Raw genomic sequence first — 26,289 nt, 5'->3', positions numbered from 1 at the left:
TGGAGTTCACCGCCGATCAGGAAGAGCTGCGCGACGGCGTGCGCTCGATGCTCGTCCGCGAGTGCCCGATGAGCCTCGTGCGCGAGATCGTCGAGGACGGCGTGGCCGCCGACGGGCTCTGGAAGCAGATGGTGGACCTCGGGTGGCCCGCATTGACGATCGCCGAAGAGCACGGCGGTCTCGGGCTCGGCACCATCGAGCTCGCCGTGGTGGTCGAAGAGCTGGGCCGGGTCGTCGCGCCGGGCCCCTACCTCCCGACCGTGACCCAGTTCGCCGCCGTCGTACGCGAAGCGGGCTCGGCCGAGCAGCAGGGGCGGTTCCTGTCCGGCGTCGCCGAGGGAACGTCGACCGGAGCGTTGGCTATCGCCGAGGCGGGCGTCGCCCTCGATCCCGCGCATGTCGGGGCCGTCGCAACGCGCACTGGCGATGACTGGTCGCTACGCGGCACCAAAGCCGCAGTGCTGGGCGGCGTCAGCGCAGACGAGATCGCCGTCGTCGCGCGTGTCGAGGGCAATTCGGGCGACGACGGCATCGGGGTCTTCGTGGTGCCGAGCGACGACCTGGCGATCACGCCGGTGAACGCGCTCGACCCGACCCGAAGCCTCGCAACCATCAAGCTCGACGGCGCGAAAATTCAGAACGACCGCGTGCTCGGCGAGCCCGGCCCCCAGACCGCGGTCGCGGTCCGGCGGGCGATCGAGGAAGCCGTGGTCTCACTCGCATTGGAGACGGTGGGCGTGTGCCAGACGATCCTGGACGTCACGCTCGACTACGCCAAGCACCGCGAGCAGTTCGGTGTTCCGATCGGGTCGTTCCAAGCCATCAAGCACAAGTTCGCTGACATGCTCGTCGCGCTCGAGCGGGCGCGCGCCACCGTGTACTTCGCCGCGCTCACGATCGCCGAAGACGACGACCGGCGCTCGCTCGCCGCATCCACCGCCAAGGTGGCAGCCGGCGATTGCGAGCGGCTCCTGTCCAAGGAAGGCATCCAGATCCACGGCGGGATCGGGTACACGTGGGAGCACGACATGCACCTGTACGTGCGTCGGGCCAAAACCAACAGCCTGCTGCTCGGCACCGCGGCCGATCACCGCGCCCGGATCGCCGACTTGCTCGAGATCTAGCCGAACACGATCTCCCAGAGGGCGTACCAGACGACGGACAGCACGAGCGCCGCGCCGATAGCGCGCTTGTGGTTCTCGTACATCCAGGTGCCGATGTTCTGACCCCGGTTGAAGAGGCAGTTGGCCTCGAGCCCGGCCCACAACACCAGCGTGATCGCCCAATAGATGCCGCGGTCACTCGACGTGTCGAACGAGCCGAAGAAGTGGGCGGTTCCCACCATGAACAGCAGCATGGCGAACGAGAAGACGGCGTTCTGGCGCGACGCCAGCAGCGCCTTGCGACCTGCGTCAGCGGCGCCCGGGTCGGCCTGACCTCCGCCGATCACATTGCGCGCGTTCGCGATGACCTTCTTCTGGTTGGGCCAGATGACCAGCCAGACGTTGAGGAACATCGTGATGCCCAGCAGCATGCCCGTGGTGATGCTCAGACCGCTCGCGGTCTTCAGGTAATCGGTGCTGAAGAGCTGCGGGTCGCCGTCGAACTCTTGGTGGATCGCGAGCAGGAGACCGAACACCAGTGTCGCCACCGCGGTCCACCGGAACCACCACAGCGCCCGCGACGCCAGCTTGTCGAGGGCGCTGTTCCGTGTGCCGGCCTCGAGCTCGGCGAAGGCAGGCACCTGGACGAAGTTGAAGTAGTAGAGCAACCCGATCCAGGCAATACCGACGAGGACATGCCCCCAACGCAACAGGAAGTCGACGCCGAACTTCTCGAAGATCTGGATCTCGGCCAACGGCATCGCGCAGGACCCCCCTGTCGGCGGCTTGAACTCCGCGGAAGGTAGCACCGGGAGGGCTCGCCAGGTGGGTTTGTCGTGACGCTTCGGAGGGTGGCGGGTCCTGCCCCCACCTGTCCCCCGACTCTGCGAGGTCACCCATGCGTCGAACGCTTCCGCTCATCGCCCTGCTCGCGTCCCAAGCCGGCGCGGTGCTCCTGGTCTACCAAGGGATCCGTGAACCGGCGCTCGGCTTCCCGCTCGCGTTCGGCGCTTTGGTGTGGTTGCTGAGCTCGCAGCTGCTCTACGTCGGCGCCCGCATCGCCGGGATCCCGCTCGCGATCCGCGCCGCGGCGAGGGTCACGGTGCCGGCGCTTCGCCGCCGCGTCGACCGAGCGGTCGCCGCATCGGTCGTCACCGGTGCCCTGGTCGTCAGCGGCTCCCCCGCCCTCGCCGGAACGCCGCCGAGCCCCGACCCGCTCGTCGACGCGTCGGCGCAGGTCCTGGAGCCCGCGCCTCCGGTGCCCGAGCCGCTCCCCGAGCCGATCACGGAGCCGATCGAGGAGACCATCGACACCTTGCCGGTGCGCACGGGCCGCGTCGGCGACCCGAACGCCCTCACCGAGACATTGACGACACCGGTGCTCCCGCTCGAGCCGTCGACGACCACTGCACCCGAGACGACTCCGGATCCAAAGCCCAACATCCCGACGGGACCGGCCCCCGCCGCGCCGGATGCCTCTGACCACGCGACGCCGACGATGCCGACACCTCCGTCGACCACCAATGCCGCGAACCCGTCCCACACCGTGGTTGCCGGCGACAACTTCTGGGAGATCGCCGGCAGCCATATCGCAACGACGTCCGGCCGCGATCGTGCGACGTTGACCACGGACGAGATCCACCCGTACTGGGTGCGCGTGTGCGACGCCAACCGCGATCGAATCCGCTCGGGTGACGTGAACCTCATCGACCCCGGGGAGGTCTTCGAGCTTCCGCCGGTCTGATCAGGGATCGCGCGGGAGGCCGAGCACGCGCTCGCCGATGATGTTGCGCTGGATCTCGCTCGTGCCGCCGGCGATCGTGAGGTTCCGGTTGAACAGGAAGCCACGACTCCAGGTGAGTCCGTCGCCGTCGGCGATGACACCGTCGATCCCGAGGAGCCCGAGCCCGACTTCCTGCACGCGCTGGTCATGCACGACGCCGAGCAGCTTGCGCACCGACGCTTCGGACCCGTTGGGATCGGCGCCGGCGAGCGTGGCCAAGGTCTGGCGAAAGCCGAGGCACGCGAGCGCGTGGGCGGTCACGACGAGACCGCCCACGGCCTCGAGCGCGGCAGGGTCGTCATCGAGCCCGCGGTCCTTGACCGCGCCGAGCGCGGCCTCGAGCCCGTGCCCGAAGGTCATGCCACTGCCCATGAACACCCGCTCGTTCGCGAGCGTCGTGCGCGCGGCGCGCCACCCGTCGTGCTCGACACCGATCAAGCAGTCGTCGGGGACGAAGGCATCGTCGAAGAACACCTCGTTGAACATCGATTCGCCGGTGAGCTCTCGCAATGGGCGGATGTCGAGCCCTTCGGTGTTCTTCATGTCCACCATGAAGCACGAGATTCCGTCGTGCTTTGCCGCTTCCGGGTTCGTTCGCGCGAGCAGGATCCCCCAATCGGCGTATTGCGCCATCGAGGTCCAGACCTTCTGCCCGCTGACCATCCAGCCGCCTTCGACACGCGTCGCGCGCGTGGTGAGGCTCGCAAGGTCAGAGCCAGCACCCGGCTCGCTGAACAGCTGACACCAGGAGATCTCGCCCCGAAGCGTCGGCGGGATCCAGCGCTCCTGTTGCTCGGTGGTGCCATAGAGGATCACCGGCGGCAAGGCCCATGAACCCACCATGATCCCGGGGCGCGCCACCTTCGCCCGACGGAACTCTTCGTCGATGACGATCTGCTCCACGGCGTTGGCGCCGCGACCCCATGGGGCCGGCCAGGCCGGGACGAGGTAGCCCGCGTCGGCGACGGCCCGGCGCTGCTCGTCACCCGCGAGCCCTCTGACGTCGTCGATGAACGCCCGCGCCTCGGCGCGCGTCGCGTCCGCGTCCGGACCCAGGTCAACGGTGAGCTTGCGCCGGACGCCCTCGAGTGCGAGCGAACACACGCGGGCGCGCCAGCGGCTCACCGGGCCGAGGATGTTGCGAAGGACCATGGCGCGCTTCAAGTACATGTGCGCCTCGTGCTCCCACGTGAAGCCGATCCCACCGAGGATCTGGATGCAGTCCTTGGCGTTCTCGAACGCGGCGTCGATCGCCAGCGCGATGGCCGTCGCAGTAACGAGCGAGCGCGTTTCGTCGTCATCCGCGGCGCGAGCGGCGTCCCACGCCGCCGCGCGTGCGAGCTCGACTCGGCAGAGCATGTCGGCGCACTTGTGCTTGACACCTTGGAACTGACCGATAGGGCGACCGAACTGCACCCGCTCCTTCGCGTATGCGGAGGCCGTGTCGACGCACCACTGCGCAACGCCCACGGCCTCTGCCGCCGCGAGGATGTTCACGAGGTCGATGACCCGTGCGCCGTCCACCCCGGTGAGTCGCTTCGAATCAGGGACGAATGCCCCGTCGACGGTGATCTCGGCGACCCGGCGGGTGGCGTCCACACTGGACAGCTCGCGACACGTCACCTGGGTGGCGTCGAGCACCACCCAAGCGGCGCCACCCTCCATCCCCGCGGGCGCGACCAGCAGCGCCGCGAGGTTGCCGCCGAGCACTGCGCGCGCGGTGCCCGAGACTCGAAGCCCGTCCGCCGTCTGTTCGGCCCACAACCCGCAGCCGTCGCCCCCCGCCACCGCCGCGGGCGACGTGCCGCTCGCAAGCATCGGGAGCAGCTCCTTGCGCGCCGCGTCGTTGTCGGACATCTCGATCACCGCGGCCGCGAGCATCGTTGGAAGGATCGGCCCTGGAGCAAGCGCCCGCCCGAGCTCCTCGGTCACGATGGCGGCCTCGAGCAGCCCGTAGCCCGATCCACCGTGCGCCTCGTCGATGTGCAGGCCAAGCCATCCCTGGTCGGCGAGCTCGCTCCAGAACGGCGGCAGCGTCTCCGCCGGCGCGTCAAGCAACGCGCGCGGCACCGCGGGCGAGCAGTGGCGTTCGACCCAGCCGCGTACTGCCTCGTGCAGCGCGCTGTGCTCTTCGGTGATCCCGATCGGCATGGGCCTACGCGAGCCGCTCTTCGTCTCGCCAGACAGCAATCGCCTGGGTCGGGCACCCTTGTGCGGCGAGGACGATCTTCTCTTCAGGGTCGCCGGCAGGATCGACGACGTGCGAGATGTTGTCGTCACCGAGCTCGAAGGTCTTCGGTGCCCAGAACTCGCAGTTGCCACCGCCCATGCACTTCTCGGGGTCGACCTCGATGCGCAGCGCCACGACCGGACCTGGATCTCTACTGGCCTGGTCGCGGGGGGGGGGGGGGGGGGGGGGGGGGGGCCGGGGGCGGGGGCCCCCCCGCCCCCCGCCCTTCGGGCCGCTCACGTGCTCACCGCAGCGTCGAAGAGGACGGGGAGCGTGGTCGGAGAGCGGAATGTCTCCCCGTGGATGTGTGGGCTGTCTCGCTCGAAAGCCTCCGGATCGAAGCGCAGGTTTGCGCAGCGATCGAGCAGTCGGTTCACGGCGACTCGCATCTCGAGGCGCGCCAAGTGCATGCCGAGGCACATGTGAGGGCCGGTGCCGAACGAGATCATCGGCTTCGACTCGCGAAACAGGTCGTAGTCGTCAGCACGCTCCCACCGCGTCTCGTCGCGGTTCGCCGAGCCGACGTTCGGCACCAGCTGCATCCCCGCGGGGATCGGCGTGCCGGCAACCTCGGTGTCGCGGAGCGCCACGCGTGAGGTGATGATGAGCGGCGGCTCCCAGCGGATCGCCTCCTCCACCGCTTGCGTCATCAGCGAGCGGTCGGCGCGCAGTCGCTCGAGCTGGTCGGGGTTCGTGAGCAACCCAAACAGGAAGTTGCCGGTCGCCCGGTACGTGGTCTCGGCACCGGCCGGGAGCAGCAAGCGCAGGAACGAGAAGATCTCCTCGTCACCGAGACGCTCACCGTCGAGCTCCGCAGCCGCGAGCTCGCTGATGAAGTCGTCACGCGGCGCACGGCGGCGATCTTCGAGCATGTCGGCCAGATACGACCGCAGGGCCTCCGAAGACCGGATCCCGTACATCGGGTCCGCCGAGACATTGGTGATCGCGTTCGCCCATTCGTGGAACTGCGCGTGGTCTTCGACGGGCAGGCCGAGCACTACCGCGATCACCTGGACCGGGTAGCGGAAGGTGAACTCGCGTACGAGCTCGGCGCTCCCCCGAGGCGCGAAGGCGTCGATCATCTGATCGACGACGTCGACGACGAGCTCGTCCTCCCAGTGGGCGAGCGACTTCGGGCGGAACGGCACCGCGACCAGGTCGCGCAAGCGCTTGTGCTCCGGCTCGTCCATCCCCACCAGGACGTAGGGGCCCATCACGATGCTCATCCCGTCGCGGATGCTCGCCGACGAGAAGGTCTCGTTGTCCCGCAGGACCGCGGCCACATCGTCGTAGCGGTACACCTCGAACGCCTCGACTCGCTCTCCGGTGTCGCTCCATGCCGCGCGCCGGCCGATCGGCATCGTGCGCCGACATTCAGCCAGCCGAGGGTGTGGATTGCAGGCGCCAGGAGGGTCGATCGGATACTGCGCGAGCGGATCCCAGTCGGCGTACTGACCGGACGTGTCGACCGACGCCTTCGTCACGAGGCCAGAGGCTACCGGTCGCGCCGCAGGTACCCTGCGGTGCAGGTAGCCGGGGCCTGAGCGGCCCGGCGCTCAGCGCCGAGAGCGGGAAGCAGGTTACGACAGGTCGAGGAAGCGGCGGTAGCGAGCCTCCATCGGCGCGACCCACCGGTTGTCGGCCTCGAAGCGCCGCCCGATACGCGCCCAACGCCGTCCTTCCGTCACCGCGGTGACGTCTTCGAGACCGGCGGCGATCCGAGCCAGCCATGCCGACCCGAGCGCCCCGCCTTCGGGGACGGCGACGCAGTCGATCGGGAGCTGCGTCGCGTCGGCGACCGCCTGCACCCACTCATCGACCCGCACGCCGCCGCCCGTTGCGACGATGCGACGTGGCTCCAAGCCGATGTGTTCGCGCGCGGTGTCGAGCACTCGGCGTACGACAAATGCTGACGCTTCGAACGCGGCGCGTCGGATGGCTGCCGCGTCGTGGGTGAGATCGAGGTCGGCGAGCACCGCACGCCTCGATGGGTCGTGCAATGGCGCGCGCTCACCGCGCGCGTATGGCGCCCAGACCGGAACGCGGTTCGGCTCTGCTGTGCCGCCGTCACCGATCCAGCCGGAGACCCAGTTGCAGAACATCCCGCCGGCGTTGCTCGGACCGCCGACGAGCAGCTTGCCCGGTGCCGTGTGCGGGATCGTCCAGTACCCCGGCACGGGGTCCTGGCTGGTGGTCACCGCCCAGATGATCAGCGTCGTGCCGAAGATCACGAGCACATCACCGTCGTTGTCGGCCCCGGCCACGATCTGCTCGGCCAGCGCGTCGATCGCGCCGGATGCGAGCGGCGGACCGTCACCGTAGATCTGACCTCCCTTCCATCCGGGCGGCAAGACGCGCGGCATCTGCTCGGTGCCGACGCCGAGCTGCTCGCCGATGTCGGGACTCCACCCCGTCGCGTAGTCGTAGAACGGGTGCGCCGTGGCGGCCGTCGTCGCGTCGATCACGGCTTCACCCGAGAGCGCCTTGTTCGCCACGCCCTGCGCGGGCCAAAAGCCAGCGGCGTTCGGCGCTTCGCGCTTGGCCCATGTCATGAAGCCGAGCAGCTCACCGCGTTCGGTGGGCGCCTTCGCCGCATCCTTGCCGGCCGTCGCCTCGCGCCCGCGTTCATCGCCGTACAGCAATCCGGGAACCAGCGGCGCGCCTTCGGCATCGACCGCGGTGAGCGACGGCACCATTGCCGCGACGCTCACGCCTTTCACATCGAGGCCACTCGAGACCTCGGCCAGGGCCTGACTCGGACCGCGCCGCCAGGCAACGTTGGCGTCGTGTTCGAATCGGCCGGGTGACGGCACGTGAACGTCATGCGGTACGCGCGCGCTGGCCACCACATTCCCGTCGCCGTCCGCGGCGATCGCCTTCACCGAAGACGTGCCGATGTCGACGCCGACCGTGACCTCCGAGCTGCTCACGAGCCGACTCCGCTGCGGTTCAGCACCGAGAGCAGCTCGTCGTGCAACAAGCCGTTCGTGGTCACGCACGGCGCCTCGTTCGCCCACCCGTCGCCGGTCAGATCGCTGGTCCGCCCGCCAGCCTCTTCCACGATCGGGCGCAGGGCCGCGACGTCCCACACCGCGAGCACTGGCTCGATCATCGCGTCGGCCGCACCTTCCGCGACGAGCATGTGGCCCCAGAAGTCCGCGAAGCCGACGGGGCGCCAGCACCGTCGTGCGATCTCCCGCCACGCCGCGTCGAGCTCGCGCCACTCGAACTCACGCTCGTTGGGCGCGCAGACCTGCGCGTCCGCGAGATCGTGGACCTTCGACACCCGGATCGGGTCGCCGTCGGCGAACGCTCCCTGTCCGCGTGCTGCCCACCATCGTCGACCCAGTGCGGGGGCCGACACCACACCGACCACCAGGTCGCCGTCAACCTCGAGCGCTAGCAGGGTCGCCCACACCGGCACGCCGCGCACGTAGCTCTTCGTCCCATCGATCGGGTCGATGATCCACCGGCGTGGCGCGCCCGCACCCGACTCCCCCATCTCCTCGCCGAGGATGCCGTCGTCGGGACAATCGACGGCCAACCGCTCTCGGATCGCCTGCTCGACGGCGCGGTCGGCCTCACTCACCGGAGTGAGATCCGGCTTCGTCTCGACGTGGAGATCGTGCGCGCGGAACCGCGGCATCGTGATGGCATCGGCTGCGTCAGCGAGCGCGAGCGCGAGCGCGAGATCGGATTCGAGATCGGGGGGGATCGCCGGAATGTAGCGCCGGACGGCCTACGTGGCCGGAAGCACTTCGAACACGGTTGCCGAGCCCATCCCGCCGCCTGCGCACATGCTCGCGACGGCGTTACCACCGCCACGCCGGCGCAGCTCGTAGATGAGCGTGGTGACCATGCGCGCGCCGGTGCTCGCCACCGCGTGACCAAGCGAGCAGCCACTCCCGTTCACGTTCACGATCTCGTGTGGGAAGCCGAGGATTCGACTCGACGCGACCGCCATCGCTGCGAACGCCTCGTTGATCTCGACGAGCGCGATGTCATCGACCTTCAGCCCGGCGCGGTCGAGCGCCTTCGGGATCGCGACTGTCGGCCCGAGGCCGGTGTCGGCCGGCGGGAGTGCCGCCGACGCCCACGAACGAATGATCGCGAGCGGCTCGAGGCCGTGGTCCTGCGCGTACTCGGCGTCGCACACAACCATCGCGCACGCGCCATCATTGAGCCCTGATGAGTTGCCAGCAGTAACCGAGAAGCCAGGAATCTCAGGGTGCAGCGGCGGGAGCGCGGCGAGCTTCTCCATCGTGGTGTCGCGGCGGGGATGCTCGTCGGCGTCGAAAGCGCGCGTCTCCCCCTTCGCGACCGGCACGTCGACCGCAAGGATCTCGTCTTTGAAGCGGCCGTCGTCGGTTGCGGCGATCGCACGCATGTGCGAGTGGTACGCCCAGTGGTCCTGCTCTTCTCGTGTCACGTTGGCCTTCTGGGCTGTGTTCCACCCGACGGTGATGGACATGTCCATCGTCGGTGCGTCAGGAGTCTCGGGATGGCTCGGCGAGAGCCACTGCTGCACGCCGGAGTACGGGCCGCCCACCTTCTTGAACACCTGTGGTGACTGCGTGAGGCTCTCGGTGCCACCGGCGATCACTACACGATCCATCCCTGCGCGGATGTTCGCGGCTGCGGTCTGCACCGACGCCAGGCTCGACGCGCAATGCCGGTTGTGCGCCATCCCGGGCACTTCCATCATCCCGAGCTCAATCGCGGCGTAGCGCGCGATGTCGCCACCACCCTGGAGCACCTCGCCCAGCACGATGTCGTCGACGTCGGCGACGGGGATGCCGGAGCGCTTCAATGCCTCCTCTATGACGAGCTTGCCGAGGTCGAACGCGCTGAACGAGGCCAGCGACCCTTTGCGCGCGGTGCCGATCGCAGTACGGGTCGCAGAGACGATGACGGCGTCGCCCATTGAAAGTGCTCCTGTCCGGTGGCGTGGTCGGTCCTCCAGCGTATCGACTACCTTGCGCGGCTGACAGCGCGTCAGGGGCAGGGAGAGTTCTCGTGGCACTCACCGAGTTGAAGGGCCAGGCGACCGGTACCCAGAAGGTGGTCATCGAGCGCGGACCGGTGCGTGTGTTCGCCGAGGCGCTGCTCGACCCCGACGAGATCTACAAGCAGGACGCGGCGCCCGTACCGCCCACGTTCGCGTTCGTGATGCCGTACTGGGGTTCCATCGGTACCGGCGGCGCGGCAGGGCTGCCAATCGAGAAACTTCGCGGACCCGGGCGGGCGATCCTGCACGGCGAGCAGGCCTTCGAATACTACCGCTGGCCAAAGGTGGGCGACGTGCTCGAAGGCACGGGCACGATCAGCGACGTCTACGAGAAAGAGAAGTCGAGCGGCGGCAAGCTCGAGTTCTACGTGACCGAGACGGAATGGAAGGACGCCAAGACCGGCGACCCGGTGTGCAAGACGATCTTCACACTCGCGATCAACGTGCGGCCGCCGAAGGACTGAGGCAGCGTGCCGGTCGTCTTCAACCACCTCGGGCACTGCGTCGCCGACCTCGGGCGGTCGCGTCGCTTCTACGAGGAGCTCTTGAAGTTCGAGTTCCTGCGTGAGATCAACCCGCCTGACGACCCGTCGAACAAGTTGTTGCGGCTGAAGAACCCGATGGGCATGACCGCGTGCTACCTGAAGCGCGACGGGTTCATCCTCGAGCTGTTGCACTTCGCTGGCGAAGGGGCGAAGGCGCTGCCGCCACGCGAGCGGGCGATGAACGAGCCGGGGCTCACGCACATCTCTGTGAGCGTCGCCGTCGATGACATCTGTGCCCGCATCGGTGACTTCGGCGGCGAGGTGCTCGAAGACACCAACATCGGCTTCGGCGTGTTCGTGAAGGATCCCGACGGCCAGCTCATCGAGCTGCTCCCGTTGACTTACCGCGACAGCCTCGAGGCCGGCCACTGACGTCTTCCGCCATCGATCTCCTCCACGGCGCGACACTCGGCGACCAGCTCCGCGAGCACCGCCGCGCTCGGCCGCAGGTGCTCGGCGCCGTCGACGGTGACTGGCGGTTGACGTATCCGGAGCTCGATGACCGCGTCAATCGGGTCGCGAACGCGCTCGCCAGCGAGGGTGTCGCCGCGGGCGAGCGCGTGCTCTGGCTCGGTCAGAACTCGTTCCGGGTCCTCGAGCTGCTGCTGGCGTGCTCGAAGCTCGGCGCGATGTTCTGCCCGGCCAACTGGCGCCAGAGCCCCGACGAGCTCGCTTTCGTGATCGACGACCTCGCGGCGCGTGTCGTCTTCTGGCAGGAAGAAGAGGTCGGCGACACGGTGCGCGCGGGTCAGGAACGGGCCACGACCGCGGCGCACTGGATCCAGCACGACGACACCGGCCCTGAGGGTTACGAGGCGTTCCTCGCCTCCGGCGACGTTGCCGACCCTGAGATCCCCGTCGATCCAACGAGCGCGGCGCTCGTGATCTACACCGCCGCCTTCGGTGGACGACCGAACGGCGCCATGCTCAGCCATACGGCGTGCATGACGCAGGGCATGGTGTACGGCCCCATGACCGGCACGACCGGCGAGTCGATCTTCCTCAACAGCGGACCCCTCTTCCATCTCGGCACGCTGATGAACACCTTCTCCGTGTTCGTCGCCGGGGGTACCAACGTCTTCCTACGGCGGGTGGAGGGCGAGGAGCTGTGCCGCGTCATCGCTGAGGAACGGTGCACGGGCGCGTTCCTCGTCGGACCGATGATGGACCAGCTCGTGGAGCTGAACGCCGACGGTCGCTACGACCTGTCGAGCTTGCGGCTCCCCCGCGGCCGGCGTGAGCTCGACGCGATGTGCAGCCCTGACGAGAGCCCGTGGGCCGCCGCGCCCGGCGGCTACGGGCAGACCGAGACGATGGGGATGATGACGTTCACCTGCCTCGGCCTGGACGCGATCGGGACACACGGACGCCCGTCGCCGGTCGTGCAGATCCGCATCGTAAACGAGGAGGACGAGGACGTTCCGACGGGTGAGACCGGCGAGATCGTGACGCGCGGCCTGACGGTGATGAGCGGCTACTGGAACCGTCCCGAGGAGAACGCGGCACGCGGTCGCGGCGGTTGGCACCACACGAACGACCTCGGCTGCCGCGAGACCGACGGATCACTCAGCTTCGTGGGACCCAAGACCCGCATGATCAAGTCCGCAGCCGAGAACATCTACCCGATCGAGGTCGAGCGCTGCATCGCTTCGCACGACGCGGTCGCCGAGTGCGCGGTCATCGGCATCCCCGACCCGAAGTGGGTACAGAGCGTGAAGGCAATCGTCGTCTGTCACGAGGGCGCGTCGGTCACCGAGAACGAGATCATCGAGTACTGCCGCGTGGAGATCGCGTCGTTCAAGAAGCCACGCAGTGTGGAGTTCGTAAGCGAACTGCCGAAGATCGGTGGCTTTGCCATCGACTACGACGCGCTCGACGAGCGCTTCGGTGGGGGCAACTATCCGGGTGGGCGGGTTCGCAGCGCATGACGCATTTCCCCGAGGGCGCGTACCGTCGGCGGATCCGCCTGGTTGTCACCGCACCCGGTGTCGTCGAAGGCGGCCTCGAGGACGACTTCCACCACTTCGTGGTCACGCTTCGTCACGACGGTGAGCGCGTGACGGCAGCAGAAGCGGGTGCCGAGCGGTGGCCATGGACCACCTGCCCCGACGCCGCGGGCCCGCTGCGAACGGTCGCGGGCATGCCGTTGTCACTTCGGTGTCTCGCGATCGGCGAGCACGCCGATCCCAAGCAGAACTGCACCCACATGTTCGATCTCGCTGGGCTGGCGGTGGCTCACGCGGCGCGTGGCGGCCCGGTCGGCACGTCACGTCAATACGACGTCGAGGTGCCTGCCGGCGGGCTCGAAGGCGAACGGATCGACATCCGGCTCTGGCGTGACGACGAGCTCCTCCACACCTGGACCGTGGAAGGGCGCACGTGCCTCGCACCACCACCGTTCTCGGAGGCGCAGTGGCGCGGTGGCTTCCTCCGCTGGGCCGACAAGACGTTCCCACCGGAAGAGTCGGAGCCAGTGATCGTGCTTCGGCGCGGGTGTGACATCGGCATCGGACGGGGCATGGACCTCGACGCGGTCGAGGCGGCGACGGAGCTGGAGCCACTCATGGCCGGCATCTGCTACTCGATGCAGCCCGAGCAGATCGCGGTCGCGCTCCGGAACAAGGGAACGATCCGGGACTTCGATGCAGATCCTTCGGCGTTGCTGAAGGACGGACCGTAGGCGCGGCTAGCCGAGTCCGATCTCGTCCGCGAAGCGGCGGATTCCGTCGATGGCCTCGCGGGAACGACGCCACGGGCTGACGACCATGCGGGTGACGCCGATGTCCTCCCAACGCTTCACGTCGTCGCGCGAAGCCACCCGCCCGCCGAGGCAGAACTGGAAGTTGGTGTCGTCGCGCCCGCTCTCGGCGAGGAGCTCCCGGAGCTGCCCGATCAGCATTGCGCCGCGTTCGAAGTCGCTCTGCATGCCGATCCAGCCGTCGCATTGCTTGGCGGCCCGGCGGAGCGCAGCCTTGCTCTCGCCACCGATGAGAAGCGGCGGCCACGGCTTCTGCACCGGCTTGGGTTCGAACATGACCGTGTCGAACTGGAAGAACTCTCCCTCGTGGCTGATCTCCTGTTGCGTCCAGAGCTTCTTGCAGACCTCGATCGCCTCGTCGACGCGCCGACCTCTCGACTTGAAGTCAAGACCGACGGTCTTCCACTCCTCTTCGAGCCAGCTCGCGCCGATGCCGAACTCGACGCGACCGCCCGAGAGGATGTCGAGCGTCTGCACGCCACGCGCCGTCGTGAAGGGATGACGGAGGCCGATGTTGTAGACGTGCGTGCCGAGGCGGATCTGCTCCGTCTGGGCCGCGAGGAACGCTAGGTACGCGAATGCGTCGTAGATCGGCACGTTCGGCGGCACTGGAGGGTGCTCTTCACCCGGATGCGGTGAGCGGCTCATCTGTGCAGTGAGCACGAGGTGCTCGGGCAACCAAACGGATTCGTAACCGACCTCGTCGGCCACGAGTGTGGCCTCGACGAACGCCTTGTGGTGCAGCGCACCGAGCGCGATGCCGAACTTCACGCGCCGGGCCTCATCGCTGGATGCGTGAGGTAGCTGCCATCGTCGTTGCGGTGCCAGCCGCCCGCGACCAAGTTGCCGCCGTCGACATGGATGGTGGTGCCGCTCACGAATCGACTCATGTCGCTCGCGAGGTAAACCGCGGCGGCGGCGATGTCGTCGACGTGACCTTCGACCGGGAGCGGCGTGTGTACACCCATCTCACCGCCGATGCCCGGCGTCGGGATCACGTCAGGCGCGATGCAGTTGACCCTCACGTGCTGAGGCCCGAGCTCGAGGGCGAGGCTCTTCGTGAGGCTGGCGACCGCCGCCTTCATGGCCGAGTAGACGGCGAAGCCCGGTGCAGCCCGATGCGCCTCGATCGACGTGAGGTTGATGATCGATCCACCCCCCTGCGGCATGAGCGGCACGACGCCGCGGATGAAGTGGGTGACACTCACGAAGTTCTCTCGAATGAGCGAGTCCTGACCCTTCGCGTTGACGTCCATGAAGTTGGCGTAGAAGCCGCCGCCGGCGTTGTTGACGAGAACGTCGACTGCGCCGAGCTCGGCATGGACGGTCTCGAGGAAACCTGTGACCGCGTCGCCCTCTCGCACGTCCAGCTCAGCCGCGACGACACGTCGCCCTTCGCCTTCGATCACGCTCGCGGTCTTGTCCATGTTCTTGACGTCGCGGTCACAGATGGCGACGTGTGCACCGAAGCGAGCGAATGCCGTGGCAATCGCTTCGCCGATCCCGACCGCTGCACCCGTCACGATCGCAATACGGTCGGTGAGCAGCGCAGTCGATGGGTCGAGCGGCACGGCGGCGAACCCTAGTCCGGTGGTCGGACGGGCTGACGCCCACGTCAGGGTTGTGCGAGCATGCCGCCATGACGTACTCACTCGAAGGCAAGAAGGTTCTCGTCACCGGGTCATCGGCGGGCATCGGCGCGGCGCTCGCGGAGGGCTTCGCGGAACGTGGCGCGACCATCGGCATCTGCGGACGGCGCACCGACCGCCTCGCCGAGGTGCTCGAGCGCGTGCAGAAGCACGCCCCCGATTCGCGTTCGTGGGCGATCGACCTCAGTGACCTCGACGGCATCGCTCCCTTTGCCGCGAAGGTCGAGCAGGAGCTCGGCGGTGTCGACGTGCTCATCAACAACGCCGGCATCCCCAAGCGCCGCCACGTGACGCGCCTCACTCCGGACGAGTCCGAGACGGTCATGCGCATCAACTACTTCTCGCCTGTCCGGCTGACGATCGCGCTGCTTCCCGGGCTGATCGAGCGCAAGGGACACATCGTGAACATCTCGTCGGTCGCTGCTCGGCTCGGCCCACCGATCGAGTCGTGCTACGCGGCCAGCAAGGCCGCGCTCACCGCCTTCAGCGAGTCGATGGCGGTGGACTTGCGTGACACCGGCGTGGGCGTGCACATCGTGAACCCGGGCGTGCTCGACACCGAGTTGTTCCACCTCCCCGACAACGAGGAGGGGTTCCACAGCACCGACATCATGGTGCCGGTCGAGACGATCGTGGAGCCGGTGGTTGCGATGCTCGACTCCGGCACGATCGAGGGCTACGTCCCCGACTGGTTCAAGGACGTCACCGCCAACAAGTTCCAAGACCCCGACGCGTTCATCGCCGGCACCAAGTCGTACGCCACCCAAGTCGAATCGGAGCGGTAAGGAACACACTCTTGCGTCGCTGCTCCGGAACCATTCCGGTTGAGCGACGAAAGAGCGCTTGCGTTGCACTACGACGCGAGTCGTGCGGTTGCGCGGATCGCCGCGGTCAGAACGAAACCACCGTTCCGGAGATCGGCGGCGGTCGCAGTGATCGGCGCCCAGCCGAGCGACACGAGCCGATTTCTGCGGGCGCTGTCGCGTACGAGCGCGAGGCGACCCGTGTGATGCTCGTAGCTGTCGTACTCGATGGCGATCTTCAGATCGACGTACGCCGCGTCAACCCTGGCGACAAACGTGGAGCCATTATGGATGGAGTGCTGCAGCACCGGCGCAGGAAGCCCGTTCTCGCGCAGCACGCGAACTAGGAGCCTCTCAGCCTCGCTCTCCGACATGCCCTTCTCGGGAGCGTAGAGGTCCAACACCCGTCGGAGACGCTGCACGCCACGTCTCCCGGGCTTCGCCAATCGCATCAGCGTCGCCCGGACCGCAGCCGCCGTCGTCAGCCGTCGTCTCTCGGCAGCATCGAGCGCGAGCTCCACGGTTCGGTCGCCGCTCACGGCGGCAAGGTCGAGGAGAGTGCGCTCCACGCTCGTGGCTGGGATCCCGTCGACCGACGCCAGGTCAACTCCCTCGACGGCCATGGTCTCGTGCACCTCGACGCTGGGGTGCCGAGCGCGTAACCACCGAGGCGTGGTGATCTCGGCCGGCATGGTTCGACCGCCCGGTAGACCCCAGAGCGCGGCGGAGGACCGATGCGAAGCCACGGCACGGAAGCCACCTGCCCAACATGCCGCGAGCAGATCGCCCTGCCACGTCGGTGGCACGCCGGCAAGCCGGTACGAGTTCAGGTACAGCGCGGTCCACCGACCCGCTGCCAATCGGTGCTCGATCAGGTCATCGGTGAAGCCCAGCAACCGGGCGTGAGTTGTGGAGAACGTGCCGTGATTTCGAGCCGCGAACTCGGCGAGGCGAACGTCAGGCTTGGACATGGCGGAAATGCCATCACCAGGGTGTGACACCCCACGCTCTTGCGTCGCTGCTCCGGGACTATTCCGGTGCAGCGACGCAAATGTGGTTACTCCAACAGGTCGGGTTGCTCTCTGGTGATCTTGGCGTACATGGGCTGGAAGCTGAACCAACCGGCGAGGTGGCCGCCCACCTGCCTCGCGGTGAGGCGGGCGCGCTCGCCGTCGATGTGGACAGGCGTGCCTGCGGCCTCGGCGAGGAGCTGTGCCTGACACGAACGTTCCATCGTGATGAACCACCAGGCGGCTTCGTCGACCGAGTGGCCGACGGTGAGCAGCCCGTGGTTACGAAGGATGACCGCCTTCTTCTCGCCGAGCGCGTGGGCGATGCGCTTGCCCTCTTCGGGGTCCAGCACGACGCCCGTGTAGTCGTCGAACACGGCGTGGTCTTCGTAGAAGGCGCACGCGTCTTGGGTGAGCGGGTCGAGCTGGCGACCCAGCGTCGACCACGACTTGCCGTAGATGGAGTGCGCGTGCGCCGCCGCGACCACGTCGGGGCGCGCCGCGTGCACCTGCCCGTGGATGGCGAACGCCGCCGTGTTGACCGCCGCCGAGCCTTCGACGACCTCACCCTTGTCGTTGACGAGGATCAGGTCGGACACCCGGATGTGGCTGAACGACATGCCGAACGGGTTCACCCAGAAGTGGTCTGCGTGCTCGGGGTCGCGGGCAGTGATGTGCCCGGCGACTCCCTCGTCGAACCCGAAGCGGCCGAAGAGGCGGAACGCAGCCGCGAGTCGCTCCTTGCGGTGCTGGCGTTCCTCTTCGACCGTGTCGAATGTCGGTAGGTACGACGCGAGCACGTCGAGAGCATTGGCCATCAAGAACCCTCCTGCATCACAACCAGGCTACGCCGCAGGGGCGGGCAAGCCGAGCGTCTTGATCTCGAGGTACTCCTCGAAGCCGGCGACACCGTGCTCACGGCCGATGCCGCTCTCCTTGTAGCCGCCAAACGGTGAGTCGGGACCGAACCACGCCCCGCCATTGACCGAGACCGTCCCGGTGCGGATGCGCCGAGCGACGTTCATCGCGCGGTCGAGCGACGCCGAGGCCACCGACCCCGATAACCCGAAGCGCGAGTTGTTAGCAATGCGCACTGCGTCGTCATCGTCGGTGTACTTCAGGACGGCGAGCACCGGCCCGAAGATCTCCTCCTGCGCGATCGTCGAGTCGGGATCGACATCGACGAACAGCGTGGGCTCGACGAACCAGCCCTTCGGGAGGTGCTCGGGCCGCCCGCCACCCACGACCAGCTTCGCACCCTCGGCCGTGCCCTTCTCGATGTAGTCGAGCACTCGCTCGCGCTGACGCTCGTTGATGAGCGGGCCCATGATGTTGCCGGCATCGGTTGGGTCGCCGTACGGGAACGCCTCGAACGCGGCCTTCAGGACGTCGATGCCCTCGTCATAGCGGGATTCGGGCAGCAACATGCGAGTGGTGATCGCGCAGCCCTGCCCGGCGTGCACGCACGTCATCGCGCCGCCGCCCACCGTGGACGCGAAGTCAGCGTCGTCAAGGATGATGTTGGCTGACTTGCCGCCCAGCTCGAGGAACACGCGCTTCAGCGTGTCGGCACCGCGCGCCATGATCCGACGACCGGTCACCGAGGATCCAGTGAAGCTGATCATGTCGACGCGCGGGTCACCAGTCAGCACCTCACCGACCTCAGCCTTGTCGCCAGCAGTCACGATGTTCACGACACCCGGTGGGATGTCGGTCTCTTCGACGATGATCCGGGCGATCGCGGTTGCGCTCCACGGCGTGTCGGGTGCCGGCTTGAGCACGACGGTGTTCCCCGCGGCGAGCGCCGGACCGAGCTTCGACAGGTTGAGCATGAACGGGAAGTTCCACGGCGTGATCGCTCCGCACACGCCTACCGCCTCACGCAGCACCCGACGCGCGCTCCGCATCCCCATGAACTCGTGGACGGGGAGGTCGGTCTCCCACTCGTAGGCATCGATCTGGTCGATGTCCCACTGGAGGTCGTCGATGCACGAGTCGAGCTGCACGGCGTAGGTCAGCGCGATCGGGGCTCCGACCTCGGCGACGATCTGCGGGCGCAACTCCTCGCGGTGCTTGTCGAGACCGGCCTTGAGCTGTTCCAGCGCGCGCTTGCGTTGGGCGCGGTTGGTCGACCAATCGGTCTCGTCGAAGGCCTGGCGCGCCGACGCGATGGCGCGGTCCATGTCCTCGGCGGTCCCATCGGCCACCTCCCCGATGACCTCTTCGGTCGCCGGGTTGATGTTGGGGAACGTCTTCCCCGACGCGGCGTCAGTGAGCTTGCCGTCGATGAGCATGCGCGGCTCTGCCTGCAGATCGGCCATCGGTTCCTCCAAGGCGTTCGCGTTCTGGCGTGAGCGTACCGGTACCCTCGACCGATGCGCATCGCGGCGCTGGATCTCGGGACCAACTCGTTTCACCTGCTGGTCGCCGACGTGCATGCCGACGGCCACTTCGAGGCCATCACGCGCGAGAAGGAGATGCTCCGGCTGGGGGACGTCGTGAGCCGAGAGGGTCGCATCACCGACGCCGCCGCCGATGCTGCGGTCTCGACCGTGGGGCGCTTCAAGCGCATGGCGGAGGCGGCCGGCGCGACCGAGCTGCACGCTTGCGCCACCAGCGCGATCCGGGTCGCGTCGAACGGTGATGCGCTCGTCGACCGCATCGAGGACGAGACCGGCGTCGGCGTCGAGGTGATCAGCGGGATGCGCGAAGCGGAGCTCATCTTCGGCGCAATCCGGGCGAGCGTGCTCCTGGAACCCGCGCCGGCGCTGTGCTTCGACCTCGGTGGCGGAAGCGTCGAGATCATGGTTGGTGACGCCGGTGGCCTTCGCTGGGCCACGAGCGAGAACCTCGGCGTCGGTCGGCTGACCGCCGAATTCGTCTCCACCGACCCGATCAGCAAGGACGAACGCCGCCGGCTCCGCGCTCACCTCGTGGACGTGCTCACTCCTGTGGCGAGCGAAGTCGCCGCGTTCCACCCGAAGCTCTTCGTCGGGAGCAGCGGCACCCTCGGCGATCTCGCGCACATGGCCGCGGCCCGCCGAGCCGAAGACGTGCCGATCTCGCTCAATCAGCTCGCGGTCAGCCGCGACGAGCTCGAGCCACTGCACAAAGAGGTCCTCGCCTCGACCGCCGACCAGCGAGTGCGCCTCGACGGGCTCGAAGCTCGCCGAGTCGATCTCATCGCCGCGGGGTCGATCTTCCTCACTACCGCGATGGAGCTGTTCGCGTTCGACGAGCTCACCATCAGTGAGTGGGCACTCCGAGAAGGCATCGTCCTCGACGCAATCCGTCGCCACGATCCGGAGGACTGGTCCGACGACCCACGCGCGCTCCGACGCGCGTCTGTGCATGGCTTGGCGCGCCGCTGCAACTGGGACGAGGCACACTCTCGCCAGGTCGCAACCCTCGCCCTGGCGCTCTACGACCGCACGCAGGAGCTCCACCAGCTCGGGTCGGAGGACCGAGAGATCCTCGAATACGCCGCGTTGCTGCACGACATCGGCGAGCACGTGTCACCGTCGGGCCACCACAAGCACGGCGCGTACCTCGTGCAAAACGGTCGGCTCCGTGGATTCGCTCCCGGGGAAGTGCAACTGCTCGCAGCGATCGCGCGCTGGCACCGCCGCGGCACTCCAGTCACGGGCGACGAGTACGGGATGGTCGACGAATCCCGCCTCCGTAGCCTGACGGCACTGCTCCGCATCGCCGACGGCCTCGACCGAGGCCGCTCCGGCGCCATCGAGACGATCGAGGTGAACGTGGGGCCGTCGTTGGTCGTCGTCCAGGTACACGCGCACCACGACGTGGAGCTCGAGGTGTGGGGCGCTCGGCGCAAGCGCGAGCTCTTCGAGAGGATCTTCGGACGCGACCTAGAGCTGACGGTCAGAACGAATACGGCGCGTGGCGACCTCAGCCCGACGAGCCAGTGACCGTCTGGTAGATGATCCGGGCCGTCGTCTCGACGAGATCTCGTCGTTCGACACCCCAGAGCTCGAGGTCGAGGTGAAACGCGGCCATGCGCTCCATCATGGCGGCGAGCGCAGCGGCCGCGGCCATCGGTGTGAGCTCCGACGACACCCGACCCGATTTCTGCGCCTCCTCCACCTTCGCCGCGAGTCCTTCGCGCAACGGCCGGAGCGCGTCATTCCGGACCGCACGGAAGCGTTGGTCACCCTCTTGAGCCGCGAGGTTGCGCGTGCGTAGCACCGCACGGTGCATGTCCCAGTAGCCGACGAACGCGTCGACGAGCTCCCGCGCGCTTGCGAGCCCGTGACTCCCCTGCCAAGGTCGAGCGAGCAGCTCGCCGATCGGCGCGAGATCCTCCCCCACCTCGGCCGCAAGCGCGAGCACGGCCTCCTCCACATCTCGGAAGTACTGGTAGAAGGTCGCGGGAGACGTTCCGACCTCGCGCGCGATGTCGACCACCCGAAGGTCGCGTACGCCCCGTGTCTCCAGCAGCGTGGCGGTGGCATCCAGTAAGCGCCGTCTGGTGGCCGCGCCTCTCTTTCCGAGTGCGCGCCCGTCGAGCGCGACCACTTCCGAGCTCACGCGGCTCAGGCTACCGGTCGGTAGTGAAGGCCGGCATGCCTCGGTACTGTGCGCGACGTGCAACCTCGTTCGGGTCAGATCGTGGTGCTCGCGGGCCCGGGAGTGATCGCGGACGACGCCATCGACGGCCTGCGCGCCTTCGCCACGGCCGGGGATCTCGGCGTGGCCAACACCTGGGGCGCGAAGGGTGTGTTCGCGTGGGACAGCCCGCACCACCTCGGCACGTGCGGGCTCCAAGCGCGTGACTTCGAGCTGCTCGGCTTTGCCGACGCCGACCTCATCGTCACCACCGGCATCGACAACGCGGAGTCGCCACCTTCCCGGTACGCACTCGCGCCCACCAAGACGGTTGCCCCTCGCAAGCTCGCACGGCTCGCGGGGAAGTTCAGCTTCCGGGGCGAGCCGTTGCGCAACGATCTGTACCCGCGTCTCGCGGCGATCGCGCAGCCAGGATTCGTCGACGACAAGGTCCCGATGCATCCGGCCCGCGCGGTCGCTGACCTCGGCGCGATGCTTCCACCCGGCGGACTCCTCACCGCCGAGCCTGGTGTCCCGGGGTTGTGGGTGGCGCGCACCTTCCCGACTCCTGCCCTCGAATCCGGCCAGCCTCGACGGGTTGTGGTTCCCGCGCACCATGAACCCGGGCGCGTCACAGCCCTCGCGCTCGAAGCCGCTCGTCAAGGCCGTCCCGCGATCGCGGTGATCACCGCGCCGCTCGATGCTCCGACCACGGCGATGCTCACCGCGGAGGAGAACGCGGCAACGAATCTCGTCGTCGTGATCTGGGGCGAGTCCGGCGAAGCGCGTAACCCGGCCGACCACCGCTCGAGCCTCGCGACCGCGCTCGCGATTCCCGCTCCATCGATCGTCACCGTCGGCATCGCGCTCAATGACACTGATCTCCTCATCGAGGCGGCCGGCGAGGTCGTGGCGTGGGGTGGCCTGGATCCGTCGCCCTAGTGTCTGGCGCTGTGGACGACCCGCGGACAGCCATCGTGACCGGCGCGGGCTCGGGCATCGGCGCCGCGATCGGCACCGAGCTCGGGCGGCTCGGGTGGCGAGTCGCGCTCGGGGGCCGCCGCGTGGAGCGACTCGAGGAGACAGCCGCCGCGGTGCGCGCTGCAGGCGGTGAGCCATTCGTGCACGCGCTCGACGTGTCCGACCCGGACTCGGCGGCCACGTTCTTCGCCGCCACCGAGGAGGCCGTCGGACCGGTTGACGTGCTGATCAACAACGCCGCAGTCGCCACCCCGGGTTGGTTCCATGAGGTACCGGTCGGCGCCCTGCAACGGGAGGTCGCGACCAACCTGCTTGGTCCGATCCTCATGTCGCGACTTGCGATCACGTCGTTGCGTGCACGCAACGCCCGCGGTGACGTGGTGTTCATCACGTCGGACGCGACGCGAAACCCTCGCCCTCGCCTCACCACTTACTCCGCTACCAAGGCCGGCGTCGAAACCCTCGCCCACACGCTCTCGCTTGAGCTCGAAGGTACCGGGATCCGCTCGATCACGGTTCGCGTCGGGCCGACGTTGAGCGAGTTCGGGTTCGGGTGGCCGATGGACGAGCTCGAGGACCTGATGAGCTATTGGCCGCGCTTCGGTCTCGGGCGCCACGCCCATGTGCTCGATGCGGAGGCGGTAGCGCACGCCGTCATCGTCGCCGTCAGCGCGCCACCCGGCGTGCTGCTCGACACGATCGAGGTGCAACCCCAACCCCCGGTCGGCGATTACGGCCCCGCGCAGGCCTTGGAGCGCCCGGGAAGTTGACGGGCGACGGCGAGACGGGAATCCTGCGCTCATGACACAAGCGTCAGCCAACGACTACATCGTCGATGCCGACGGGCATGTTTGCGAGCCCGCCGACCTCTGGGAGAGGAACCTCCCCGCCGATCTGGCGGATCGCGGCATCCGGCTGCGCTGGAACGAGAGCACCGGGTACGACGAGTGCCATGTGGAGGACGGCATGGCCACCGACCGCGGCCTCGTCGGCCTCGGCAACGCGGGCGAGAGCTTCGATGACTTCGGGCGCGGCCGGCACTACGAGGAGCTGAACCCGGCGGGCTTTGACCCTCGCGAGCGCGTGAAGGTTCTCGACGCCGAAGAGATCGACCTGTCCGTGATGTACCCCGGACTCGGTCTCAAGCTCGGCGGCATCAAAGACCCAGAGCTCGCGGTGTGGTCGTGCAAGGTCTACAACGACTGGCTCGCCGAGTGGTGCGCCACCGCGCCCGACCGTCTCAAGGGTGCCGGCGCGCTTCCGCTCCAGGACCCGAAGGCGGCCGCAGACGAAGCCCGCCGAGTGCGCGAGCTCGGACTCGTCGGCACGTTCGTGCGACCGAACGCGTACAACGACAAGCCGTTCCACCACTACGACTACACACCGGTGTGGGAGGCGCTCGAGGAGACGAACCTCCCGCTCGGACTGCACATCGCCGGGCTCGCCGATATGCCCGGCGCGTCACTCGCGATGCGCCACCTCATGGCACCCGGCACGCACCACGCACTGATTCCTGTGATCGACCAGATGATGACGCTGTCGAACCTCGTGTACGGCGGCGTGCTCGAGCGGCACCCCACGCTCAAGGTGGTGGTGCTCGAAAGCGGCGGCGGTTGGATCGCACACTGGATGGACCGCCTCAACGAGTTCGAGGAGAGCTACCGGTGGGCCGCGGCCCCGATGTCGCTGTCGCCCGAGGAGTACTTCAAGCGCCAGTGCTGGATCAGCTTCGATCCCGGCGAGCGGACGCCCGGGCCACTCGCCGCGCTGGTCGGTACCGACCGATACATCTGGGCGTCGGACTTCCCGCACAACGACGCGAAGTACCCGGGGGTGGTCGACGAGCTGCGCGAGCACAACGACGACCTGCCTGACGACGCCCGCAAGGGTCTTTACGGCCTGAACGCGCTCGAGATGTACGGCATCCCCCTCCCTACGTGAGCGAGCAGCCGTTCGACCTGATCGTCCGCGGCGGTACCGTCGTCGACGGCACCGGTGCGCCAGCGCGCACGGCCGACGTCGGAGTTCGCGCTGGGCGCGTCGTCGCGGTCGGAGAGCTCGACGCCGGGGCGGAGCGAGAGCTCGACGCAGACGGCCTCCTTATCACCCCCGGATTCGTCGACGTGCACACGCATTACGACGCACAGCTTCATTGGGACCCGACCGCGTCCCCCGCGTCATGGCACGGGGTGACCACACTCCTCACCGGCAACTGCGGGTTCACCATCGCGCCGTCGAAGCCCGAAGACCTCCCGTGGTTGCTCCAGATGCTGAGTCGGGTCGAAGGGATGTCGTCGGACGCGCTCAGCGAAGGGGTCACGTTCAAGGGCGGGAGCCTCGGCGACTTCCTCGCGGGACTCGAGGGTCGGGTCGGTGTGAACGTGGGCGCCAACGTCGGACATTGCGCCGTCCGCCGCCACGTGATGAGCGACGACGCATCCGAGCGCGTGGCCACCGACGATGAGGTCGCGGCGATGCAGGTCCTCGTGCGCGACGCGCTGGCCGACGGCGCGGTGGGGTTCACGTCGTCGCAGCTCGAGCTCCACGTGGCCCACGACGGCCGCGGCGTGCCGTCGAACTACGCGTCGCCTGATGAGCTCGTGGCGCTGGCGTCCGTGCTCGCGGAGCGGGGTCGAGGGTCGATCGAGTTCATCCCCCGAACGTTCCTCAACGGCTACGACGATGACGACCGCGAGCTGATGCTCGCGATGGCGCGGGCGTCGGGCCGACCGGTCCACGTGAACACGTTGACGATGATGCCGCACGCACCCGACGGTTGGTCACGGAGTCTCGAGTTCGCGGAGACGGCGGCAGGGGACGGCCTCGAGATCCACCCGATGTTCGCGAGCAACCGGCAAGGGGCGCACTTCTCGCTCGGCTCGACGTTCCTGTTCGACGAGATGCCGAGCTTCCGCGACACGCTCACGCTCCCCTCCCCCGCCCGCGAGGAGCGGCTGCGCGACCCGGCACTGCGCGAGCAGATGCGCGGCGAGATCGCCGACCCGCGCGGCCGATCGTTCGTGTTCGTGTGGCAGGTGCTCAAGGTCGAGCAGGTCGTGAAGCCAGAGAACGAGCGCTGGCTCGAAAAGTCAGTGAGCGACGTTGCCGAGGCAACCGGCGCCGACCCCCTCGACGCCTTCCTCGACCTCTCGCTCGACGAAGGGCTCGAGACACAGTTCGTGCTGGCCGGCCCACCCAGCCGCTCGCGCCAGGAGGCGGTCGAGCGGATGATCCGGTCGCCGGTCATGATGGCCGGCTCGTCCGATGGTGGCGCGCACCTCCTCTCGTTCTGCGGCGCCGACTACACGACGCGACTGCTGACCGAGTGGGTGCCCGAAGTCCTGAGCCTCGAGGAGGCCATCGCTCGCATCACGTCGATCCCGGCACGCGCGACCGGCATCGAAGGGCGCGGCGTACTCGCCGAGGGTATGGCCGCTGACATCCTCCTCATCGAGCGGGACCGATTGAGCACGCCCGATGCGCCGCGCTACGTGCGCGACTTCCCTGCCAACTCGGGTCGCTACGTCGTGGACGCCGAGGGCTACCGCGCCGTCATCGTCAACGGTGAGGTACTCCTCGACGAGGGCGTGTGGACGGGCGCGACGCCCGGCGAGGTACTCCGGGGCTGATCGACCAGCCGAAGGACTGCGCTACCCCGCGGTGAGGTAGCGGTGCACCTCGAGAAGGTCATCTTCGGCTCGGACAGGCCGACCTGCGCCGTCATCGGCCCGATCTTCTCTTCACCGAACTTCTCGAACACTTCCTTCGTCTTCCACACGTCGGTGACGCGAATCCCGTTGTCGGTCTTGGTTCTTCTCGTCCGAGTGGTTGCGGATGTGCACGCGCCAGC

At 68.1% G+C, this 26,289-nt stretch carries 25 protein-coding genes; 12 read left to right on the top strand and 13 right to left on the bottom strand.

The genetic code is table 11. The features are described from left to right. The coding region (locus tag WEE69_09010; GenBank protein ID MEX1145430.1) for an acyl-CoA dehydrogenase family protein at positions 1–1,124 on the top strand (1,124 nt) is incomplete at its 5' end. Here WEE69_09010 and WEE69_09005 read toward each other — a convergent pair. Continuing rightward, on the bottom strand, positions 1,121–1,864 hold the full coding sequence (locus WEE69_09005) for a urate hydroxylase PuuD (GenBank protein ID MEX1145429.1): 744 nt from the start codon (positions 1,862–1,864) through the stop codon (positions 1,121–1,123). The genes WEE69_09010 and WEE69_09005 overlap by 4 nt on opposite strands. 137 nt (positions 1,865–2,001) lie before the next feature. On the opposite strand from WEE69_09005, the gene WEE69_09000 reads away from it, so the two are divergent. Then, positions 2,002–2,847, top strand: coding sequence for a hypothetical protein (locus tag WEE69_09000; protein MEX1145428.1), 846 nt, complete (start codon positions 2,002–2,004; stop codon positions 2,845–2,847). On the opposite strand, the gene WEE69_08995 is transcribed toward WEE69_09000, so the two are convergent. The 6 genes from WEE69_08995 to WEE69_08970 all read right to left on the bottom strand — a co-directional run bounded on the left by WEE69_08995 (position 2,848) and on the right by WEE69_08970 (position 10,040). Beyond that, complete coding sequence (locus WEE69_08995; GenBank protein ID MEX1145427.1) at positions 2,848–5,037, bottom strand: acyl-CoA dehydrogenase; 2,190 nt, start codon at positions 5,035–5,037, stop codon at positions 2,848–2,850. It lies immediately after the preceding gene. Positions 5,038–5,041: 4 nt separating this feature from the next. After that, complete coding sequence (locus WEE69_08990; protein MEX1145426.1) at positions 5,042–5,251, bottom strand: ferredoxin; 210 nt, start codon at positions 5,249–5,251, stop codon at positions 5,042–5,044. Between the two features lie 101 nt (positions 5,252–5,352). Then, complete coding sequence (locus WEE69_08985) at positions 5,353–6,600, bottom strand: cytochrome P450 (protein ID MEX1145425.1); 1,248 nt, start codon at positions 6,598–6,600, stop codon at positions 5,353–5,355. Positions 6,601–6,696: 96 nt separating this feature from the next. After that, the gene (locus WEE69_08980; protein ID MEX1145424.1) at positions 6,697–8,046 is read right to left on the bottom strand and encodes an FGGY-family carbohydrate kinase; all 1,350 of its coding nucleotides are present in this window, start codon (positions 8,044–8,046) and stop codon (positions 6,697–6,699) included. Continuing rightward, positions 8,043–8,831, bottom strand: a complete 789-nt coding sequence (hisN, locus tag WEE69_08975; protein MEX1145423.1) for a histidinol-phosphatase — start codon at positions 8,829–8,831, stop codon at positions 8,043–8,045. Before hisN ends, WEE69_08980 begins: the two co-directional genes overlap by 4 nt. Positions 8,832–8,855: 24 nt before the next feature. Next, the gene (locus WEE69_08970) at positions 8,856–10,040 is read right to left on the bottom strand and encodes a thiolase family protein (GenBank protein ID MEX1145422.1); all 1,185 of its coding nucleotides are present in this window, start codon (positions 10,038–10,040) and stop codon (positions 8,856–8,858) included. A gap of 92 nt (positions 10,041–10,132) precedes the next feature. On the opposite strand from WEE69_08970, the gene WEE69_08965 reads away from it, so the two are divergent. From WEE69_08965 to WEE69_08950, 4 genes are all read left to right on the top strand, one after another. After that, complete coding sequence (locus WEE69_08965) at positions 10,133–10,588, top strand: MaoC family dehydratase N-terminal domain-containing protein (protein ID MEX1145421.1); 456 nt, start codon at positions 10,133–10,135, stop codon at positions 10,586–10,588. A 6-nt stretch (positions 10,589–10,594) separates the two neighbouring features. Then, complete coding sequence (locus tag WEE69_08960; GenBank protein MEX1145420.1) at positions 10,595–11,041, top strand: VOC family protein; 447 nt, start codon at positions 10,595–10,597, stop codon at positions 11,039–11,041. 77 nt (positions 11,042–11,118) lie between these two features. Then, on the top strand, positions 11,119–12,597 hold the full coding sequence (locus WEE69_08955) for an AMP-binding protein (GenBank protein MEX1145419.1): 1,479 nt from the start codon (positions 11,119–11,121) through the stop codon (positions 12,595–12,597). Then, positions 12,594–13,349 carry a DUF2889 domain-containing protein gene (locus WEE69_08950; GenBank protein ID MEX1145418.1) on the top strand — a complete coding sequence of 252 codons (756 nt, stop codon included), beginning with the start codon at positions 12,594–12,596 and terminating at the stop codon, positions 13,347–13,349. Before WEE69_08955 ends, WEE69_08950 begins: the two co-directional genes overlap by 4 nt. Positions 13,350–13,355: 6 nt before the next feature. On the opposite strand, the gene WEE69_08945 is transcribed toward WEE69_08950, so the two are convergent. Continuing rightward, entirely contained in the window at positions 13,356–14,198 is an 843-nt protein-coding gene (locus WEE69_08945) for a TIGR03619 family F420-dependent LLM class oxidoreductase (GenBank protein MEX1145417.1), read from the bottom strand. Beyond that, positions 14,195–14,998: an SDR family oxidoreductase gene (locus WEE69_08940; GenBank protein MEX1145416.1), complete on the bottom strand. Its 804-nt coding sequence runs from the start codon at positions 14,996–14,998 to the stop codon at positions 14,195–14,197. The genes WEE69_08945 and WEE69_08940 overlap by 4 nt, the downstream gene beginning before the upstream one ends. Positions 14,999–15,066: 68 nt before the next feature. Here WEE69_08940 and WEE69_08935 point away from each other — a divergent pair, with 68 nt between their 5' ends. Further along, positions 15,067–15,861, top strand: coding sequence for an SDR family oxidoreductase (locus tag WEE69_08935; GenBank protein MEX1145415.1), 795 nt, complete (start codon positions 15,067–15,069; stop codon positions 15,859–15,861). 68 nt (positions 15,862–15,929) lie between these two features. Here WEE69_08935 and WEE69_08930 read toward each other — a convergent pair whose 3' ends face one another. The 3 genes from WEE69_08930 to WEE69_08920 form a co-directional block, all read right to left on the bottom strand. Next, the gene (locus tag WEE69_08930) at positions 15,930–16,850 is read right to left on the bottom strand and encodes a hypothetical protein (protein ID MEX1145414.1); all 921 of its coding nucleotides are present in this window, start codon (positions 16,848–16,850) and stop codon (positions 15,930–15,932) included. Positions 16,851–16,936: 86 nt separating this feature from the next. Continuing rightward, complete coding sequence (locus tag WEE69_08925) at positions 16,937–17,707, bottom strand: class II aldolase/adducin family protein (GenBank protein ID MEX1145413.1); 771 nt, start codon at positions 17,705–17,707, stop codon at positions 16,937–16,939. Between the two features lie 27 nt (positions 17,708–17,734). Further along, the gene (locus WEE69_08920; protein MEX1145412.1) at positions 17,735–19,210 is read right to left on the bottom strand and encodes an aldehyde dehydrogenase family protein; all 1,476 of its coding nucleotides are present in this window, start codon (positions 19,208–19,210) and stop codon (positions 17,735–17,737) included. A gap of 54 nt (positions 19,211–19,264) precedes the next feature. Between WEE69_08920 and WEE69_08915 the strand changes: the two genes are divergently transcribed. Continuing rightward, complete coding sequence (locus tag WEE69_08915) at positions 19,265–20,821, top strand: Ppx/GppA phosphatase family protein (GenBank protein MEX1145411.1); 1,557 nt, start codon at positions 19,265–19,267, stop codon at positions 20,819–20,821. Here the strand turns inward: WEE69_08915 and WEE69_08910 are convergent. After that, the gene (locus WEE69_08910; protein MEX1145410.1) at positions 20,802–21,440 is read right to left on the bottom strand and encodes a TetR family transcriptional regulator; all 639 of its coding nucleotides are present in this window, start codon (positions 21,438–21,440) and stop codon (positions 20,802–20,804) included. The two genes, WEE69_08915 and WEE69_08910, sit on opposite strands and share 20 nt — an antisense overlap. A 57-nt stretch (positions 21,441–21,497) precedes the next feature. Between WEE69_08910 and WEE69_08905 the strand changes: the two genes are divergently transcribed. From WEE69_08905 to WEE69_08890, 4 genes are read left to right on the top strand one after another with little or no spacing between them, the layout of a single operon-like run. Continuing rightward, entirely contained in the window at positions 21,498–22,400 is a 903-nt protein-coding gene (locus WEE69_08905; protein MEX1145409.1) for a hypothetical protein, read from the top strand. An 11-nt stretch (positions 22,401–22,411) separates the two neighbouring features. After that, positions 22,412–23,209 carry an SDR family NAD(P)-dependent oxidoreductase gene (locus WEE69_08900; GenBank protein ID MEX1145408.1) on the top strand — a complete coding sequence of 266 codons (798 nt, stop codon included), beginning with the start codon at positions 22,412–22,414 and terminating at the stop codon, positions 23,207–23,209. A 31-nt stretch (positions 23,210–23,240) separates the two neighbouring features. Further along, positions 23,241–24,380 (top strand): amidohydrolase family protein, encoded by a 1,140-nt coding sequence (locus WEE69_08895; protein ID MEX1145407.1) that lies wholly within the window; start codon positions 23,241–23,243, stop codon positions 24,378–24,380. Beyond that, a complete protein-coding gene (locus tag WEE69_08890; protein MEX1145406.1) occupies positions 24,377–26,068 on the top strand; it encodes an amidohydrolase family protein in 1,692 nt (563 codons plus the stop codon). The genes WEE69_08895 and WEE69_08890 overlap by 4 nt, the downstream gene beginning before the upstream one ends. Positions 26,069–26,289 lie beyond the last annotated feature (221 nt).

It is taken from the genome of Acidimicrobiia bacterium (genome assembly GCA_040881685.1).
GTDB lineage: Bacteria > Actinomycetota > Acidimicrobiia > IMCC26256 > PALSA-555 > SHVJ01.
This window is presented reverse-complemented; position numbering and strand designations above follow the sequence as displayed.